8 protein-coding genes are annotated in these 21,375 nt (G+C 44.7%); 3 read left to right on the top strand and 5 right to left on the bottom strand.

The annotated features are described in order from the left end of the window. Positions 1–89 precede the first annotated feature (89 nt). Complete coding sequence (locus BBC0122_RS04260; RefSeq protein ID WP_077991643.1) at positions 90–2,318, bottom strand: RelA/SpoT family protein; 2,229 nt, start codon at positions 2,316–2,318, stop codon at positions 90–92. 153 nt (positions 2,319–2,471) lie between these two features. Next, the gene (gene rpoZ, locus BBC0122_RS04255; protein WP_077991641.1) at positions 2,472–2,876 is read right to left on the bottom strand and encodes a DNA-directed RNA polymerase subunit omega; all 405 of its coding nucleotides are present in this window, start codon (positions 2,874–2,876) and stop codon (positions 2,472–2,474) included. 196 nt (positions 2,877–3,072) lie between these two features. On the opposite strand from rpoZ, the gene BBC0122_RS04250 reads away from it, so the two are divergent. After that, positions 3,073–3,666 carry a LabA-like NYN domain-containing protein gene (locus BBC0122_RS04250; RefSeq protein ID WP_077991639.1) on the top strand — a complete coding sequence of 198 codons (594 nt, stop codon included), beginning with the start codon at positions 3,073–3,075 and terminating at the stop codon, positions 3,664–3,666. Further along, positions 3,666–4,346, top strand: a complete 681-nt coding sequence (locus BBC0122_RS04245) for a uracil-DNA glycosylase (protein WP_077991638.1) — start codon at positions 3,666–3,668, stop codon at positions 4,344–4,346. The genes BBC0122_RS04250 and BBC0122_RS04245 overlap by 1 nt, the downstream gene beginning before the upstream one ends. A gap of 585 nt (positions 4,347–4,931) precedes the next feature. On the opposite strand, the gene smpB is transcribed toward BBC0122_RS04245, so the two are convergent. Then, the gene (gene smpB, locus BBC0122_RS04240; protein WP_077991637.1) at positions 4,932–5,408 is read right to left on the bottom strand and encodes an SsrA-binding protein SmpB; all 477 of its coding nucleotides are present in this window, start codon (positions 5,406–5,408) and stop codon (positions 4,932–4,934) included. A 53-nt stretch (positions 5,409–5,461) separates the two neighbouring features. Further along, complete coding sequence (dapA, locus tag BBC0122_RS04235) at positions 5,462–6,346, bottom strand: 4-hydroxy-tetrahydrodipicolinate synthase (protein WP_077991636.1); 885 nt, start codon at positions 6,344–6,346, stop codon at positions 5,462–5,464. Positions 6,347–6,631: 285 nt separating this feature from the next. Here dapA and BBC0122_RS04230 point away from each other — a divergent pair, with 285 nt between their 5' ends. Further along, on the top strand, positions 6,632–8,734 hold the full coding sequence (locus tag BBC0122_RS04230) for a transglycosylase SLT domain-containing protein (protein ID WP_077991635.1): 2,103 nt from the start codon (positions 6,632–6,634) through the stop codon (positions 8,732–8,734). A 263-nt stretch (positions 8,735–8,997) separates the two neighbouring features. Here BBC0122_RS04230 and BBC0122_RS12770 read toward each other — a convergent pair whose 3' ends face one another. Continuing rightward, complete coding sequence (locus BBC0122_RS12770) at positions 8,998–20,403, bottom strand: invasin domain 3-containing protein (RefSeq protein ID WP_149866635.1); 11,406 nt, start codon at positions 20,401–20,403, stop codon at positions 8,998–9,000. Between the last annotated feature and the right edge of the window lie 972 nt (positions 20,404–21,375).

Raw genomic sequence — 21,375 nt, 5'->3', positions numbered from 1 at the left:
TCCGCCACTTCATTTTTCAATTGTTTTCAGTTCCAAAAATAGGGCCGAACCTTTTTCCTGCCCGACCAAATGCCCGACAGACAAATATGTTAACCATTGACACGTTCGGCCGTGCTTACCGATGCCGCTTCTTTTAGTTGAGTTAGAATTCTGTTCAAGTGTTTTAAATCCCATACTTCAAGGTCAATAATCATTTCTGTAAAATCCGGAGCTGTCCGAACCATTGAAAGGTTTTGTATATTGGCATCATTCTTGGCTATTGCTTGCGATACTTCGGCAAGTGAACCCGGCGAATTGATTGCAAGTACCCTGATACGAGCCGGAAAACGTTCGGTCATTGCAGCATCAATATCCCAACGAACATCTATCCAGCGTTCAGGCTGGTCATCAAACGCTTTCAGCGCCGGTGACTGTATAGGGTAAATGACAATGCCGGCTCCCGGTTGCATAATGCCGACAATTCTGTCACCCGGAACAGCTCCTTCCGGTGCAAAGCGCACGGGAACATCACCGTGTGTTCCGCGAATTGGCAGTGCATGGTCTTCCTGATAAGACCCTACAGGTTTTGTCTTGTCACCGTCAGGCACTTTGAATAACATTCCTTGCGCATTCTGGATATTAAACCAGCCTTCTTCACGCGGACCGGCCGAAGATTTTTGTTGCGCGCGATTATCCTGATAATCGGGATAGACAGCTTTGACGACATCGGCAGAAGGCAACTCGCCACGTCCAACCGCAGCAAGCACATCCTCGACATCAAGGCGTGCCAGACGCGGCAGAACTTTCTTGAGTTCTTCTTTGGAAAACTGTTTTCCTGCCCGTTCAAATGTTCTTTCAAGAATACGCGTTCCCAAGCCGGAATATTGTTTGCGCACAGCCACTCGTGTAGCGCGCCTGATTGCGGCGCGTGCTTTACCGGTCACAACAAGAGATTCCCATGCGGCCGGCGGAACCTGTGCTTTCGAGCGTATAATCTCGACCTCGTCACCATTGGTAAGGGTTGTCATGAGCGGCATGATACGCCCGTTAATTTTTACACCGACACATGAATCACCGACATCCGTATGGACAGCATAAGCAAAATCAATCGGCGTTGCCCCTTTCGGCAAGGCGATGAGGCGCCCTTTCGGAGTAAAACAAAAAACCTGATCCTGAAACAATTCCAGTTTTGTGTGTTCCAGAAACTCTTCCGGATTATCCCCTTCGGACAATGATTGTATGGTTTGGCGCAACCATGCATAGGCATTGGTTTCATTTTCGAGTTTGCTTGGCGAATTATTCGAGCCGCGATCTTTGTAAATGGAATGTGCGGCTACACCATATTCCGCTACCTCGTCCATCTCCCGTGTTCTGATTTGCAGTTCGACACGTTGTCTTGATGGCCCCACGATTGTTGTATGAAGCGAGCGGTAATCATTTTGTTTGGGAATTGAAATATAGTCTTTAAACCTGCCCGGAACCATAGGCCAGGTTGTGTGGATAATGCCCAGTGCACGATAACAATCGGCAACACTATCAACAATCACACGAAAACCGTAAATATCCGACAATTGCTCGAATGATAGCGCCTTTGTTTCCATTTTACGGAAAACCGAATAAGGCTTTTTTTGCCTGCTTTTAACATAAGCATTGATACCATGTTCGGCAAAAAGCTTGGTCAACTCATTTTCGATGGTCGACAACAGATCGCGGTTTCGTTGCGACAGGTCGGCCAAACGGTCTGTCACTGCGCGATAAGCTTCAGGATTAAGATAAAAAAATGCGCGATCTTCAAGTTCTTCACGCATATCCTGCATACCCATGCGTCCGGCAAGCGGTGCATAAATATCCATTGTTTCTTCGGCAATGCGACGGCGTTTTTCTTCCCGCATCACGCCAAGAGTGCGCATATTATGCAACCGGTCGGCAAGTTTGACCAATAACACTCTTACGTCTTCCGAAATGGCGATAAGAAGTTTTCTTAAATTTTCCGCCTGAATGGCTTTTTTCGACACCAGATCGAGTTTTTTAAGTTTCGTCAGCCCTTCCACCAATTTACCGATTTCAGGTCCGAAAAGCTGGTCGATTTCCGCACGTGTTGCGCTTGTATCTTCTATTGTATCATGAAGAAGTGCAACCGCTATCGTCGCCTCGTCAAGATGCATATCGGTCAGGATAGCTGCAACCTCCAGAGGGTGTGAAAAATATGGGTCTCCGGACGCGCGTTTCTGCGAGCCATGCTTGCGCATGGCATAAACATAAGCCTTATTAAGCAATGCTTCGTTAACGTCAGGCTTGTAACGTTGGACACGCTCGACAAGCTCGTACTGACGCATCATTGAGGCATACTCCTTTTATTCGATAATAGGCTTAGTTTATAATAACATGCTTATCTTGTACCGGAAAAAAACAATACAATAATCAAAAAGCACAAAAAATATGCGCTACCAACAAGGTAGCGCATATATCATGATTAAAATGTGGATTGATAATCAATAATCGTCATTTTTTTCCGGTGCAACCAAACCTTCAATACCGGCCAGCAGTTCATCTTCCGACATATGATCGAACGAAACTTTCTCATCCGACTTGTCGCCATTTGAACCGAACACGTCGTTCGCTTCTTCACTGTGACCGATCAAAGCGGGCTCCGGCTCCGGCTCGTCAACTTCAACATGTTTCTGCAGCGAATGGATGAGATCTTCTTTAAGATCTGCCGGTGACAATGTTTCGTCAGCAATTTCGCGCAGAGCTACAACGGGATTCTTGTCATTGTCTCGATCAACAGTGATTTGAGCGCCTTGTGATATTTGGCGGGCACGGTGAGCTGCCAAAAGCACCAGTTCAAAGCGGTTATCAACCTTATCAATACAATCTTCTACCGTAACGCGGGCCATAGATGCCCCTTTCCTAAGAGTTCGTAAATTGATGAAATTGTCTTTGGCATATACAATTTGAAATTAAAAAACAAGAAAAACTGCATTAACTTGATAAATTTTCCCAAAAGCTCTCTTGGCAAGTGCTGTCAGAGCTGACATATCTAACGGTAATAATTAGTGATTTATGCCTTTATGGTAAAATGGATATAGAACGATGTTTGACCCAAGAGAAAAAATAGCTCTTTTTATAGACGGAGCGAACCTTTACGCAACCTCGAAAACGCTTGGCTTTGATATCGATTATCGAAAACTCTTAAAGGCCTTCCAGAAGCGTGGCTATCTTCTCAGGGCCTATTATTACACTGCACTAATTGAAGATCAGGAATATTCATCCATTCGCCCGTTGATCGACTGGCTCGATTATAACGGTTATCGCGTTATCACCAAGAATGCGCGGGAATTTACCGATCCCGCCGGTCGACGCAAAGTGAAGGGTAACATGGACATCGAACTCGCTGTCGATGCCATGGAATTGTCGGATACGGTCGACCATTTCGTGATTTTTTCCGGCGACGGTGATTTTCGTTCACTCGTCGAAGCTTTGCAGCGGCGTGGCCGCAAAGTCAGTGTTGTCTCCACCCTTACCACCCAGCCGGCCATGATTTCCGACGAATTAAGGAGACAGGCCGACCATTTCATAGATCTCACAACGTTAAAGCCGGAAATTGGCCGTGCACCGTCGGATAAACCGCAAAAGGAATATTCTGTCGGCAGCGACGAAGATAATGGCGACGACGAATTATACTGATGCTTCAGCATTTGAATAAAACTGTTGCCGCCGGTTGTCCCGAACCGTCTTATGATTGCGGTTTATGCCCAAGGCTCCATGATTTTCGCGAAGAATGGCGCAAAAAAGAACCGCTTTGGTATAATGGGCCGGTTAAACCGTTTTTTCCGATTGGCGGCGCCAATTCAACTCGGCTTCTTATTGTTGGTCTTGCACCGGGGCTGCGCGGGGCGAACCGCACAGGAAGGCCATTTACCGGTGATTATGCCGGAAATCTTTTATATTCGACGTTAAAAAAATATGGTTTTGCCCGCGGCATATTCGAGGCAAGACCGGACGATAGCCTGGAACTTATCGACACGACGATTGTCAATGCAGTGCGGTGCGTGCCGCCGGAAAACAAACCGACGGGAGCCGAAATTAACAAATGTCGGCAATTTTTTGCTCCACTCCTCCATTCTTTGCCAAAGCTCACAGCCGTTGTGACATTGGGTTCGATTGCCCATCAATCAACCATACGTGCACTAGGTGCCAAATTGGCACTGCACCCTTTTGGACACGGAAAAATAACCGAAATCGGAAATATACGCATATTTCCAAGCTACCACTGTTCGCGCTACAACACCAACACCGGAAGATTGACCGAGTTGATGTTTCATGAAATCTTTTCGGCAGTACACGATTATCTTGGTAAAAATTGATTGTCCGGTTGAAAGTCGACTTTTACATTCAGACATTCGGTTGATTGCAACCGTTATCTTTTTTCCGAACTACCTTGAACTTTCGTCTTTCAATAAAACGATCATGTGACAAAAGATGTCAGTCCCGATAACTTCAAGTGCAAAGGCTTGAAATAAAGCGGCTGAAAATGAAAAACCGGTGCTGAAATAACCGGCCTTCTATTTCTTTAAATCATCGCAAAAAGCCACCCGTTTTCGTCAAAATCCGGTCACAAATCATAAAAATATTAAGTCACAAGCTTATGTTACGGGCATAACACATTCACTCTCACGACATTGGGGGTGATTTCTGAAGTCGTCGGCCATTTCCGACATGCCTTTATTGCGGTAGATATTTCTACATCACCAATATGATGATCGCGGTAATAACCCCCCTCCCCGAAATGTCAGGTTCTTTTGAACACTACGACAAGTTATGTTCCGTCCCTACCTGCCACACGAATGTTCAATCTATATAGTAGCCTGTTGCGAAACTTTGCCGATAATGTCGGAAAATAAGGGCATGAGACGCCGGACAGATAAACTTGATGGGGATATAGTGACATATCAGCCGCGTTCGCGCATGAGACGTGATTTTTCGCGGTTCCAGTCGCGCTTCTTTTCGGTTTGGCGTTTGTCATGAAGCTTTTTACCACGTGCAAGGGCTAATTCCAGTTTGACCCGTCCCCGATCGTTGAAATAAAGTTTCAATGGAACAATTGTCAAACCTTCCCTCGCAACCGCATTTGCCCAACGTGACATTTCATGCTTCGAGAGCAAAAGTTTTCGCAGCCGACGCGGATCATGATTAAAGCGATTGCCTTGCGTATATTCGGGAATGTAAGAATTAATCAGCCAGAATTCGCCGTTTTCAAAACTTGCATAACTTTCGGCTATGTTTCCGTGATGTGAGCGCAACGATTTGACCTCGGTTCCCTGCAGAACCACTCCGGCCTCCAATGTGTTCAGAATTTCATAATTGAAACGTGCCTTACGATTGTCCGCAACAACCTTATAGGCCGGAGAAGCATTTTTTTTATTCATAGATACCCGGATAGCCAGTAATTATTCCCGTCGCCAGTCATTATTCCCGATGATTATTCGTCAAGAAGACCGGCATGTTTTAATGCTGCATCTATTATTTTTCTTGTTTCCTCTTCGATAGGCACAATCGGCGAACGTACAACACTGGTACAGATACCAAGTTTTTCGGCTGCATATTTGACACCGGCAGGGCTTGGTTCAATAAATAGTGCGCGGTTGAGCGGCATCAAGCGATCATTAAGCTCAAGTGCCTTGGCAAAATTGTTTTCGCGGCAAGCCTGAAACAATTCTGCGCATTGTTTCGGCGCAATATTGGACGTAACCGAAATGCACCCGACCCCGCCTTGTGCGTTGAAGCCCAAAGCCGTGCTGTCATCGCCGGAAAGCTGCACAAAATCAGTGCCGCATTTTTGCCGTTGCTCGCTGACGCGTTCGATCTTGCCGGTTGCATCTTTGACACCGATGATGTTTTTGCAGTCATGATGCAGTTTTGCCATTGTATCAGCCGTCATATCAATGACCGACCGGCCGGGAATGTTATAAATGATAAGCGGAATAGAAATGGCTTTGGCGACCGTCGAGAAGTGTTGATACATTCCTCTCTGGTTCGGTTTGTTATAATATGGGGTAACCACCAGAACCGCGTCTGCACCGGCTTTTTCGGCAAATTCGGCAAGCTCGACCGCTTCTTTGGTACTGTTTGATCCCGCACCGGCAATAACCGGAACGCGTTTTGCAACCTGTCGAACGCAAAGCTCGATCACACGTTTGTGTTCCTGATAGCTCAGTGTTGGCGATTCACCGGTTGTTCCGACGGGGACAAGGCCGTTAATGCCCTGTTTGACCTGCCATTCGACAAGATCACATAATGTTTTCTCTGCAACGCTGCCATTATTGTCGAAAGGTGTAATGAGTGCGGTCAGTGCTCCCTTGAGCATGGTAAACTCCCTGATTATATATTCAGCATTAAGGCAATTGCCCCTTCAATTAGCCTTTAAGACCATAGTATCGCCATACGAATGACGCAAGTTGATTTTGTTCTATTCGCATGTTCCCGATGGCAGAAATATGCAACACTTTGAAGAAAGGATATTCGCCAACAGATTTGTTGCGCGAATTTTTGTCATTCACAAAATAAAAGAGGTAAAAAGCGTTAACGCCTCTTTCACAGTTGCAGCTTATGTTACGCTAAAAAATTGAGGAAATGGGTCTTTATAAGTACGATGCATAAATACTCATCAGGTGTTTTGGCAAAAACGGCGTTTTCATTCTTTTTGGCAAGCAGTATGCTTGCCACAACTGTAAGCTATGCAAGCTCGGTGAAAAACAATCCACCCGTGCCATCCACCCGCCCGTTTGCTTCAACGCAGAAAGCACCAACCCCGTTCAAGTCCGATGCAATTGTGACAAGTGGCATTCCACGGACGAATGGCGACGTGGCAAGCGGAAGCCTGAAATCCGGCCTTGATGCGCTTTATAACAAACAGGCGTCAAGCGCCATTGCTATCCGCAACGCAATGCCGAAGAACAGCCTTGACCGGCATATCCTCACTTGGGCGATCGGTGTATCCGGCGTATCAGGAGTTCCAAGTTCGGAAATATTCAATGCGGCACAGGAACTGCATGATTGGCCCGGCATGACAGCAATGCGCAAAAATTCCGAGCGTGCCCTTGCCAGTGAAATGAATTCACCGCAAGCGATTATCAATGGCTTTGGAAATTATATTCCGGTAACAGCCCAAGGCATGGCTGCCCTTGGCGGTGCTCTGATCGAAACCGGTCAGTCGGCACGAGCCAGACAAATTGTTGCCCCGTGGTGGTATAAAGCAAAGCTGAGTGCTGCGGAAGAGCAACTCGTTTTGAAAAAGGCTGGCGCTGCCTTGCTACCTGCCGACCATCTCCAACGTATGCGCGCTATGCTTTATGCCAATCGCATTTCTTCAGCCGAACGGGTTGCTGTACTGGCAAATGCCCGGTCTCTCTATGCCGGTTTTGCGGCTGTCGCCAATAATGACTCGAATGCCCGCCAAAAACTTGCAGATGTTGATAAAAGTTTCCGTAAGGATTCACTTTATCTTTTTGCCCAAATTCAATATTTGCGCCGTTCCGGCCAATGCGATGACGCGGCAAAACTCATGTTAAAAGCACCGAAAGATGCCCTTACGCTTGTTGATCCCGATGCCTGGTGGATCGAACGGCGTGTTTTGTCACGCGAAATGCTTGATGAAAACAAGCCGAAAATCGCCTATCAACTGGCAGCAGCCCATTCGGCCGAAAGCCCGACCTTGGCAGCCGACGCAGAATTTCATGCCGGCTGGTATGCTCTCCGGTTTCTGGGCGATAATAAAACCGCAATGCAACACTTTTCCCGTATTGTGCAAATCTCGTCACGACCGGTTGCAGCCTCGCGTGGTTACTACTGGATGGGCAGAACTGCTGAAGCACAGGGGAATCGTAACAACGCCATACAATATTTTCGCCGTGCTGCCCATTATGGTACTACCTTTTACGGCCAGCTTGCCGCTGCCCGGCTTGGAGAACAAAGGCTTGAAATTCCCTATCCGAAGCCGACAGCAAGCGACCGCCAGCGTTTTGAATCACGCGAACCGGTTATGGCTATAAAGAGGCTTGAAGCGATAGGATATTCCGATCGTGCAGGCGTCCTTTATCGTGAGCTCGGAGACGAGCTTGATAGCCCTGGTGAACTTGCAATGTTGGCTGTTATGGCAGAGCGTAAAGGCGACCATTATACGAGCCTGAAGATCGGCAAAAGTGCGGTTATCAGGGGGATGGATGTAGGCTCCCTCTCCCACCCTGTCGGAGCAATTCCCGAAACCGCCAATATTTCGGCTTCCGGCAAGGCACTTGCTTATGCCATTGCAAGGCAGGAAAGCGAATTTAAAACAGATGCAGTGTCAGGTGCGGGTGCCAAGGGTATGCTGCAACTTCTACCGACAACGGCAAAAGCGGTTGCAACCAAAAACGCGATAAAATGGCAACCGGAAAAATTGGCGACCGATGCCGGTTATAATGCGACTTTGGGAGCCCATTTTCTGGGTGAGCAACTTGACCGCTTCAACGGTTCCTATATCCTGACATTTATCGGTTATAATGCCGGCTCACGACGCGCCAATGAATGGATCAGCCGCTATGGCGACCCGCGCGGGCAATCGGTCGATTGGGTTGTCGACTGGGTTGAACGTATTCCTTATTCGGAAACGCGCGACTATGTCATGCGTGTTATGGAAAACTATCAGGTTTATAAAGCACGCCTTACCGGCACTGCCGATATTAATGTCGACCTAACCGCCGGCCGTCACGGTTAAAGAGCAAATCTCTTGGCGTCTTGAATTCCGTAAAGTCAGTGCAACAAACATAAATCCGGAGATTTTTGAAAACTATAGTCCGGAATTTAATAAAATAGTCGCGATAGTTTAATTATAAGTTTTTGTACGCGGGCTTACCATATAATATCTGTAATTATGAACCTAAAAATTATACAATAAAAATCAACTATAAATTTATAATTTAATTTTTAAAATATGAATTAAATGCGTAATTTTATTTATAAATACGCAATTTTAATAAACTACTTTATTGTGTAAGGTAAAGATAATTTAGACCAATCATAGTTACCGTTGGGTAATCCCTTACATTGATACCTATATTGTATTGAAAAATAATAATTCGTTACTGCTGTTGTTGCTTTAAATGAAGCTGTATATTTACCATCGCTTTCCTGGAGCCATTTCGTCAAACGCTGAAAACCATATCCTCCCACAGCATAACATGGCTCCCAGTCGAAAATACTACCATCATCACCAGCATACGGGTTCCAGGTTGTTATCGGATTGTTTTTGACATCCGCCATCCAAACAGTAACAGTTATGACATCGCCTATTTGCAGCAGATATTTATCAAGAGTTACTGTCGATGCATTTCTATCAATATAGCCTGCTACGATTTTGAATGTTTGAGATGATATTTCACTGGTCCACTCGGGCAATTTCAAGGTAACAGTCAAATTGGAACCTACCTTGTCAACCGCGTAATAACGACAATAAGATTTAGTATCGTTGTTGTTACATAAATTCCAGTCACTATATACTGATATATTTTTCGGTACGACAATATTATTACGTACAGGGTCCAAGTTATCCTTAATAACATTACCTGCTTTGTCCCTTATAGTGACACTGACACTTATCATGGAATAAGAACCAGCCGTAAATGTATTACCGCCTAAATCAATTGATGAATATTCAGCAAGTGCTTCCCCGTGGCCAATTGTATATTTATTCGAAGTCGCCTTGGAATAACTAGTGATAGCTATGTAGGATGAGCGTGACCCGGAGTTCCAAGCCGTATAAGTGCGCGTGTAAGTCCCGTCACCATTATCTATCCACTCAGTATCTTTTATTTTCCCTCCATCAACCATAATCCCTTTGCCACCATAACCACCATTACTCAACCAATTGGTTTGCCCGACCAACAGATAACCATTTTTATTCCTGACCGTTACGGTAACCAACATATCTTCTTCAAATGCGTAACTAGATTTGTCGAGTTTTATAATAGTTTTATCTGTAGCAGGTCGAGGCGCAGTCGTCGCGAGTGTCACCGCAAGCGATCCTATTTGCACACCGTTAAATTTCGGAACTATCGTATATTGTCCTATTGCAGTTGTTGACTTTACAGTTACCGTATAGACATTCCCTGACTTTACCATCTGTCCAAATGATAAGTCTTGTTGATTACCACTCGTTACTTCAAACTTGAGTTTATCGGTAATATCGTCAGAAATAGCATTACCAAAAATGTCGATAGCCTTGAATGTCAAGGTCGTACTATCGATGCCATCCGCCTCTATGCTCGTTGGTGTGGCAACAAATGTTGACTGTTGGTTGCCTTTTATATCTTTATCAGCGGGATCACCTGCCGTCCAACGAGGTTCAACCATGAGATAATCATTGCTGTTGTTGTAGGAAGCGACATTGTTTCCTTTATATGTTACATAAATTGTCTGTTTCCCTGCTTTAGTAAATCGAGCCAATGAGGTGTAGGTACCTGGCGTTTCTGTTTCGATAAATTTCTCGATTGTTCCACCATAGATACCATATTGAACATTAACACCAAGTTGGTTTGCAATTCCGGTAAGATCGTTTCCATAACGGTCTTTCGCGACAAATGTCAGCGTTATAAATTCCGTGTCACTTACTGTTCGTGATTGCGGAGTGGCAGTAAGAGTAGAGTTTTTATTGCCTGAAGAATCTGTCTTATATGGTTTGCCTAGCGAAACTTGAATAGTCGCAGAAAGTCCTGAAATAGGGGTACCAAGACGCTGTGGTACGATCGTATAGCTGTCGGGTTTTTTAACGGGGTAAGAAGACGAATAAAAATATATTCTATAAGTACCTTTTGTGGACGTCTCATAAAAATAATTGTTCTCAGTAGCCCCTGAAACTCCAGAATTTCTTCCTGTAAGCAACAAGTTCAGACTATTGTTCGGGATACCGGTAATAACATTGCCGTATTTATCTTTTAAAGTCAGCGTAAAATTAACGCTGTCGTCGAATGTGACTGAAGTGCTGTCGGCAACAAAAGTTGAACGAACCTCTCCATTCTCGCCCAGCACAGCCACCGGACCAGGTTGAACCGTCACACTAACGGACATGATATCAGCATTCTTATATTTTACGTAAATACTATATCTACCAGCCGCTGTTGCCCTGAAGGTGTTTGTATAGGTATTGCCATTAGCTTCTTTGGTTCCCAAGCTCACCGTAGCTGCATTACCACCGTCCGAAACAAACTTGATATAGAACTCGATATCGTCCCCGATATCATTCACCGGGTTTTTATATTTGTCGATTGCAACAAATGTGAGTTTTGCATTGGTTACACCATCTGCAGGAAGTGTTCCCTGATCGGCAGAGAACTTTGACCTCGCTTCATATGATGGAGAAATATAGGCTACAGGTGCACCGGCTTTGATCGTCAAGTCAACGGATAGTCCGGTTAATTCATTGCTGTTTTGCTTAGGCACAATTTTGTATGTGCCTGCAGTTATTCCTAGTATTTTGAATTTATAGATGCCGGGTTGCGGCTCCGTCGTAGACACCAGTGTCCCCGTTGCTAATGCCGGAGTTCCTGCAAGTTGTAGCTGAGTTGCAACTCCTTTTACAATATTTCCGAATTTGTCTTTTGCCTCAAGCGTTATTATTGTGTTCGTGTCTGCTACAATTTCCGATGAATCAATAGTGAACGTGGAGTGGTCCGGATCAATAGTTCCCGCTTTTAGAGAGACTACGACATTCAGATTTCCGACATTATTACCGTCAACTTTTGGCTTTATAACATAAGAATTGGCCACGTGACCACTCAGCTTGGCCGTATAAACTCCGCTTCCCGCAGTTGTTTCCTGAATTTCAGCAAGCTTGACATCACCATCGTTCGGTGCACCGGCGTTTTGAATGGCAATGTCAAATATAAGTCTCGTTCCCAAACCCGAAACCGGATTATTGTACGGGTCTTTGGCTTTAAAAGTGAGCGTTATTGTCTCAACGTCATTTGCTGTAATCGACGAAGCACTCGCCCCGAATGTGGACTTCGTTTTTTCACTCGTGTCGACGTCACCTGCCTTTACAGTTATACTAACAGAAAGCGAACCAACCTGACTGGAATTATATTGTGGGACAATCGTGTAAACACCAAGTGTCGTTCCTTTGAAAGTTGCGCTAAAGGAATTGCCATCCACTTCAATGGTGCCAATTGTATAAGATGATCCGGTGGGAGAAGCTTTTACGACAAATTTAAGCTTGTCCTTTATACCGGTCACAGCATTTCCATAAATATCTTTCGCAACAAAGGTCAGCTTGGCCGTTGTTGTTCCATCTGCAACTATTTCGCCCCGATCGACACCAATCGTTGACCGGAATTCGTTATTCTTGCCTTTTTCAACCGGATCACCAAAAATGACTTTTACGGGTGCCGAACCTGCTGCTAAAATTGTGTCACCCGACTTGGCCACGATCTCATAGTCTCCGGCAATCACGCCGGTTAACGTGGCTTGATACCGCCCCGGCACATTAGCTTTCGATATTTCACCGATCGCTACGCCTGAATCATTCCCGTTTTTGTCGACAAATTTTAGCGTGCTTAAATCATAATCAATCGGATTGCCAAATTTATCTTGCGCTATCAACGTCAGCGTTAATGTTTTATCTGCGATAACCGAAGACGCGCTCGATGTTAAGCTCGACTTGCTTTCATCTATTTCACCGGCTGTTAATGTCACCTGAGTTGTACGTGTGACTGATGCATTGCCCGAAAGGTTAAGTGTTACTGTATAAACTCCGGATGCCGTGCCTTTCAATTTGGCTATATAAGTGCCAGCTTCTGTCTCCCGAACTTCCGACAGATTAACGGTGCTACCATTTGTGACCACCACCGTTCCTCTTTTGATGGTAAAAATAATATCTCCACTTAGTCCGTTAACGGGATTGGAATAAGCATCCCTAGCCTTAAAAATGAGCTTCGATTCTGTGCTTCCATCTGCTGTAATGGATGGCGATTCTGCAAAAAAGTCGAATTTTGTAGCATCGATATTACCGCCGTTTATCGTTACAGTGGCTTCAAGAGTTCCAACAGCAACAGAAGAAATCTTCGGTGTAATTTTATAAGTTCCCGCAAGTGTGCCTTGCAATGTGGCTACATAAATGCCGCTTTGAGCCGGTGTCTCTTGAATGTTCGACAGAACAACCTTGTTCGTATCCGGTCTCTTGTTGCTTTCGTCAACAATGTCAAAGGTAAGGTCATTGCCTAATCCTGCAACAAGATTGCCATAAGCATCCTTCGCTTTGAAGGTGAGTGTTGATCCTTTGCTATCACCTGCGTTAAAGGATGTCGGAGATGCGATAAAGGTGGAATTTCCTTTTCCCCCATCGACTTTACCGGCGGTCAATGTCACGGCCGCATTGAGTGTTCCAACAGCAACAGAAGAAACCTTCGGTGTAATTTTATAAGTTCCGGCAAGCGTGCCTTTTAATGTGGCTTTATAGGTGCCATCCGGTGACTCTTGAATGTTCGACAGAACAACCTTGTTCGTATCCGGCTTGTTACCGCCCCCGTCAACAATGTCAAAGGTAAGGTCATTGCCTAATCCTGCAACAACATTGCCATAAAAATCCTGCGCCTTGAACGTCAAGGTCGATGAGGCTGCACCGTCCGCGACAATCGTGTACTGATCGGCTTCAAAGGTCGAGCGGATTTCACCACCCTTGTCCTTTTCAACCGGTGTTCCAGCTGTCACACTGATTGTTGCCGACAGCTCTGCAAGCGTGTTGTTATCCTTTTTGGGTACAAACCTATATTGACCAATCTTTTTGCCCGTAACGACCGCTTTATACGTACCTGCGCCGGCCTTCGTTATTGTACCAATATCAATGGCGCTCCCGTCAGACGATGAAACAAAACTCAATTGTGAAGGGTCATAGTCTATCGGATTGCCAAACTTATCTTTGGCCACAAGAGTAAGCGTTGCATTCTGACCAGCTACAATAGTCTGTTCGTCGAATTGAAAGCTGGAATTGCCTTCTCCCGTATCGATCTCACCGGCGGTCAATGTCACTTCAGCTTCAAGAGTTCCAACAGCAACAGAAGAAACCTTCGGTGTAATTTTATAAGTTCCCGCAAGTGTGCCTTGCAATGTGGCTACATAAATGCCGCTTTGAGCCGGTGTCTCTTGAATGTTCGACAGAACAACCTTGTTCGTATCCGGCTTGTTACCGCCCCCGTCAACAATGTCAAAGGTAAGTTTGTTACCTAATCCTGTGATGGGATTTTGATTGGTGTCCTTCGCTTTAAAGGTAAGTGTTGATTGTGCAGTTCCATCTGCTGGAATGGGTGTCTTATCTGCGCCAAAGCTGGAATTGCCTTCTCCTCCATCGACATCACCGGCGGTCAAAGTCACTTGTGCTTCAAGAGTTCCAACAGCAACAGAAGAAACCTTCGGTGTAATTTTATAAGTTCCGACAAGCGTGCCTTTCAATGTGGCTTTATAGGTGCCATCCGGTGTCTCTTGAATTTCCGACAGAACAACCTTGTTCGTATCCGGCTTGTTACCGCCCCCGTCAACAATGTCAAAAGCAAGTTTGTTGCCTAATCCTGCAACAACATTGCCATAAGCATCCTTCGCTGTAAAGGTGAGTGTTGATCCTTTGCTATCACCTGCGTTAAAGGATGTCGGAGATGCGATAAAGGTGGAATTTCCTTTTCCCCCATCGACTTTACCGGCGGTCAATGTCACTTGTGCTTCAAGAGTTCCAACAGCAGCTCTCGAAACAAGCGGCTTTAACTTATAAGTTCCGGCAAGCGTGCCTTTCAATGTGGCTTTATAGGTGCCATCCGGTGTCTCTTGAATTTCCGACAGAACAACCTTGTTCGTATCCGGCTTGTTACCACCCCCGTCAACAATGTCAAAGGTAAGGTCATTGCCTAATCCTGCAACAAGATTGCCATAAGCATCCTTCGCTGTAAAGGTGAGTGTTGATCCTTTGCTATCACCTGCGTTAAAGGATGTCGTAGATGCGATAAAGCTGGAATTTCCTTTTCCCCCATCGACTTTACCGGCGGTCAATGTCACTTGTGCTTCAAGAGTTCCAACAGCAACAGAAGAAACCTTCGGTGTAATTTTATAAGTTCCGGCAAGCGTGCCTTTCAATGTAGCTACATAAATGCCGCTTTGAGCCGGTGTCTCTTGAATGTTCGACAGAACAACCTTGTTCGTATCCGGCTTGTTACCGCCCCCGTCAACAATGTCAAAGGTAAGGTCATTGCCTAATCCTGCAACAAGATTGCCATAAGCATCCTTCGCAGTAAAGGTGAGTGTTGATCCTTGGCTATCACCTGCGTTAAATGATGTCGAAGATGCGATAAAGGTGGAATTTCCTTTTCCCCCATCGACATCACCGCCCTTTATTGTCACAGTGGCTTCAAGTGTTCCAACAGCAGCTCCCGAAACAAGCGGCTTTAACTTATAAGTTCCGACAAGCGTGCCTTTCAATGTGGCTACATAAATGCCGCTTTGAGCCGGTGTCTCTTGAATGTTCGACAGAACAACCTTGTTCGTATCCGGCTTGTTACCGCCCCCGTCAACAATGTCAAAGGTAAGGTCATTGCCTAATCCTGCAACAAGATTGCCATAAGCATCCTTCGCTGTAAAGGTGAGTGTTGATCCTTTGCTATCACCTGCGTTAAATGATGTCGAAGATGCGATAAAGGTGGAATTTCCTTTTCCTGCATCAACATCACCGCCCTTTATTGTCACAGTGGCTTCAAGAGTTCCAACAGCAACAGAAGAAACCTTCGGTGTAATTTTATAAGTTCCGGCAAGCGTGCCTTTCAATGTAGCTACATAAATGCCGCTTTGAGCTGGTGTCTCTTGAATATTCGACAGAACAACCTTGCTCTCATCCGGCTTATTACCGCCCCCGTCAACAATGTCAAAGGTAAGGTCATTGCCTAATCCTGCAACAAGATTGCCATAAGCATCCTTCGCTGTAAAGGTGAGCGTTGATCCTTTGCTATCACCTGCGTTAAATGATGTCGAAGATGCGATAAAGCTGGAATTTCCTTTTCCCCCATCGACATCACCGCCCTTTATCGTCACAGTGGCTTCAAGTGTTCCAACAGCAACAGAAGAAACCTTCGGTGTAATTTTATAAGTTCCGGCAAGCGTGCCTTTTAATGTGGCTTTATAAGTGCCATCTGGTGTCTCTTGAATTTCCGACAGAACAACCTTGTTCGTATCCGGCTTGTTACCGCCCCCGTCAACAATGTCAAAGGTAAGGTCATTGCCTAATCCTGCAACAACATTGCCATAAAAATCCTGCGCCTTGAACGTCAAGGTCGATGAGGCTGCACCGTCCGCGACAATCGTGTACTGATCGGCTTCAAAGGTCGAGCGGATTTCACCACCCTTGTCCTTTTCAACCGGTGTTCCAACTGTCACCTTGATTGTTGCCGACAGCCCTGCAAGCGTGTTGTTATCCTTTTTCGGTACAAATCTATATTGACCAATCTTTTTGCCCGTAACGACCGCTTTATACGTACCTGCGCCGGCCTTCGTTATTGTACCAATATCAATGGCGCTCCCGTCAGACGATGAAACAAAACTCAATTGTGAGGGGTCATAGTCTATCGGATTGCCAAACTTATCTTTGGCCACAAGAGTAAGCGTTGCAGTCTGACCAGCTTCCATAGTTTGTTTGTCGAATTGAAAGCTGGAATTGCCTACTCCCGTATCGATCTCACCGGCGGTCAAAGTCACGGCCTCGTTGAGTGTTCCAACGGCAACAGAAGAAACCTTCGGTGTAATTTTATAAGTTCCGGCAAGCGTGCCTTTCAATGTAGCTACATAAATGCCGCTTTGAGCCGGTGTCTCTTGAATTTCCGACAGAACAACCTTGTTCGTATCCGGCTTGTTACCGCCTTCGTCAACAATGTCAAAGGCAAGTTTGTTGCCTAATTCTGTGACGGGATTTTGATTGGCATCCTTCGCTTTGAAGGTGAGTATTGATTGTTCAGTTCCATTTGCTGGAATGGATGCCTGATCTGCGCTAAATTCCGAATTGCCTGCAAACACGTTACCGGCGGTCAATTTCACTTGTGCTTCAAGAGTTCCAACAGCAACAGAAGAAACCTTCGGTGTAATTTTATAAGTTCCCGCAAGCGTGCCTTTCAATGTAGCTACATAAATGCCGCTTTGAGCCGGTGTCTCTTGAATGTTCGACAGAACAACCTTGTTCGTATCCGGCTTGTTACCTCCTTCGTCAACAATGTCAAAGGCAAGTTTGTTTCCTAATTCTGTGACGGGATTTTGATTGGCGTCCTTCGCTTTGAAGGTGAGTATTGATTGTTCAGTTCCATTTGCTGGAATGGATGCCTGATCTGCGCTAAATTCCGAATTGCCTTTTCCCCCATCGACATCACCGACTGTCAATGTCACTTCCGCTTCAAGAGTTCCAACAGCAACAGAAGAAACCTTCGGTGTAATTTTATAAGTTCCCGCAAGCGTGCCTTTTAATGTGGCTGTATAAGTGCCATCCGGTGACTCTTGAATTTCCGACAGATTAACGGCACGACCAGTTGTATCTATCTCCCTGTTATCTTTGTCCGTTACAACAAATTTCAACTTGTTACCAAGCTCGGTGATTATCTCACCATTGGCATCCTTCGGTTTAAACGTCACTATAGAGGCTTCAGCATCGTTTGCCTTTATCGTTTTCGATGATACCCAGAACTCCGAACTGTTTGCATCAACCAATGCAGCTTTCAAAGTTACCTGTACTTTGAGAGCTCCGACAGCAACAGAAGAAACCTCCGGTTTTATCGTATAAATTCCCGCAAGCGTGCCTTGCAATGTGGCTACATAAATGCCGCTTTGAGCCGGTGTCTCCTGAACGGTCGATAGTCTGACCTTTTCCTCTTGCGGTCTGGAGCCGTTTTTGTCCGTTAAAGAAAATCTCAGTTTTCCACCAAGACCGGTGATAATATTGCCGTTTTCGTCTTTCGCCGTAAATTTCAATGTTGATGTTGCAACATCATCTGCCGGTATCGATGCAGGCTGCGCCTCGAAGGTTGAATTGCCTTCCCCGTCCTTCGGCATATCTCCGGCAACAAAGCTTACAGGATTGGCTGAAACAATATTGTCACTATTCTGGACATGGGCACTCACTTTAATATTGCTGACCGCTTTTTTCTTGCTGGTCAGACGTATGATAGCAACGCCCTGTTCGTCGGTTGTGCTCGTAATTTCAGAAGCACTGCGTGTCAGAAGAGAACCCGCTCTGCTTGAACTTCGCCCCTCGACAACCGATAAAACAACATTGTCTCCCTTGTCTTGCGACCAGATGATCGTTGCATCGGCAACCGCTTTCCCCTCATCATCCTGTGCCGTTGCCTTGAAGTCAAAATAATTGGTTCCGTTTGCCACTTTGCCTGTTTCGTTACCGACAATTGAAACATTGGTGACATGAGCCGCTGCTTTGGCGACAACAATAACCTTGGCCGATGCAATATTCTGCCCTTCAACTGACGGTGTCAGAATTAATGTTTCATCATCCTTGCCCGCCGTTACTGTGATTTCATAAATGCCTTCGCCAACCCGCTTGAAGGATGGATCAACCCTGGCTGTCTTTTTCCCTGTTACCCTGAGCGCTATATCCTTGACATCGGCATCATAAGGCGTTCCCTGCGTTGTCTTCAGCGACAAAGTCAGCACAACATTCGACACATTGTCGGCTGGCAATGTTGTTTCCGACGGTGTGAATGTGCTGCCGGTTCCATCTATTTTCGGGGGATTGACCGTGACTATCGTTGTCGCCGTCTTCGAGCTGTTGCCCTTGACATCTTTCGCGACTGCTTCAACCGTATAGCGGTTATCACCATTTTGCTGGTAGCGGGGAAGAACAACCGAATAATCGCTTGCACTACTTCCCTGAACAATCTTGCCGCCTGCTGCGATCAGGGCTGCTGCCATCACACTGACGCTTGCAACATCATGCTTGGATTTAACCGATATGCCAAGCGAATAAGTCTCGTTATAAAAGCCGGTAATGCCGCCAACCATATTAAGGCTGATAACTTCCTTCTTCTTATATTCAAGAACAATGTCGTTATTACGGTCAACCAGATCATATCTGCTTCCCGCAAGTGTGCGCATATCCCCGACCGCATCAGGATCAAGCTGCTTCGACAGCGGAACACCAAAACGATAATTGACCTGAAAGCCTAAACGTGTATCATCCTTGCCACTCGCACCTTGCCGGTGGTCTACATTGAATGTCACAAGCGGTACCGGTGTATAATTGGCTCCGAACGTAACCGCATAAGGGTTCTTCTGCCGTTCGCTCTTTCCAAAAAGCCCGACCTCGTTGCCATAATATTGCTCGAAGTTCAGCTTCATTCCAAGCTTCGGATAGGATGGCAGATAACCTTCCGCACGAATATCCCAGCCATTGGCCGGACGTTCATAATAATCATCCACATCGGGAGAGGTTCGCCAATCCGATAACCGGTAATAGGCATTCATGCCCAATTTGAGATAATCGCGCCAATATTCGACACCAATTCCCATACGCGAATGCGAACGGGAAATGTCATAATCCCAAAACGCATTGCCGCCCAACATATAATCCTGTGTGAAATAACGATAGCCAAAACCCAGATTGCTCTGGGTGCGATCATCCGTGCGATGAATGGAGGTTTGTGTAAACGCAAGACTGTTGCCTTTGTCATAAACCGGCAACAACATCTCGAATTGCGAATTTTTTAATGAAAAGCCATCATCAACATTCAACTGGATACGGGACGTGCCGAACTGGTTGAACCAGCGATTGATCTCGCCATTGGCCTTACCCGAAAAATATCCTTTGGCCATATTTTCCAGTTCACTACTATGACCACCATCGGAAAGAAATTGCCCTGCCCGTGTTGCCAGCGAACTGATTGCACTATCCTGCGAGGATCCCGTTTCGAGATAATGCGCCATGTCATCAGAAACCGGTGACAGCGGAACATAAACCGTATCCCCCACCGTTACCTTGTCAAAGCCGTTCTTGAAAAACCGATCCTGATTGAGACGGCGCAACCCCTCAACACTCAGATTATAGCGTTTGGCAACATTATCAAGCGTATCACCGGACACCAGCACATAGGCGCGTGTCATCACCGGCGTCGAATAGGTATCATTTAACGAGGAGCGGCCATAACTATCAGGATTCAAACCTCGCGATTGATAATCGCCACCCTTATAACCCGCACTGTGATAAGAGTTGCTATCATAAGCCCCCTCATACTGACGATCACGGCTTCTCTGTGCTGCATCCGCCTGTACGATCGAAAGAAAAAATGTCGAACAAATGTAAATGAATATCGTAAGCCATGAAATCGTTTTATTTCTAAAACGACCTAAAAAACCACCTCTCATATTCATTCTCTATCCTGATAGTGACAATTTTTTTCATAGCTTCTATTTTTATTATCGTAATGACTTTTATTTTTTCGATCGATTCTTTATTAACTTATATAAAATAGAATCATACGTTATATTTATAATATTTTACTATATATTTCTACTTATTTTTATTATAAAAAAATTTTATAAATCGCTTTGGTTTGAAATTTTTTTACAAAAATAACGTATTTTTATGAATATTTTTTATCTATAATTAATTAAATTTCATATTTATAATATAACTGTTTATGTTTTTAATTAATTTTTTTAAATTATTTATAATTTAATCGACAAGCAAAATAATATAATATTATCTAATTGTCTTATTTTTATTTTTTATTTTATTGTTATAATATTATTAATACAGTTTTTAAATGTTTTTACGTTATATTGCGCTTGTTCCGATACATATTTTTTTTAAATTGATAATAATCAATTACCTATTCAATTGTCTATTCTATACTTATTTACTATCGTGTTAACGAACGGATTTTTATATTTTTTACATGTTTTTATGATGAAGAGAATACAGAAAAATACTTTTTGTTAACTTTTTGTCATATGCTATTTTTGTGACGCGCGGCAACATTAATAAGGTTTGTGAACATCGCGATGACCTGACGAACCAGCTTGTCTTCACATTTTTGAATGTTTGAAAGTGTATGACGCTATTTTTCAGGTAAACGACACCACCAGAACCTGACTTATTTTCACCGTAATTGTAAATGAATGTTTAGAACTCATTCTATTTAAACTCATTTCCACTTAAATATGGAATTGATATTTTATATTTATCACATTTAAAACAGGATATTCATCTATAAAAAAATTATATTTGTAATCTGATACTTTTTTATAATCGTAAGATAACATCGTTTGAAGTTTTTTTCAGAAGTTACAAACCATTACCAACATCGATCAGATTGGATAAGCCCATCCGTCCTAAATTGA

Source organism: Ditibartonella choladocola (assembly GCF_002007565.1).
Taxonomy (GTDB): Bacteria; Pseudomonadota; Alphaproteobacteria; order Rhizobiales; family Rhizobiaceae; genus Bartonella; species Bartonella choladocola.
The sequence above is the reverse complement of the archived record's forward strand: the minus strand, read 5'-3'. Positions and strand labels throughout refer to the sequence as shown.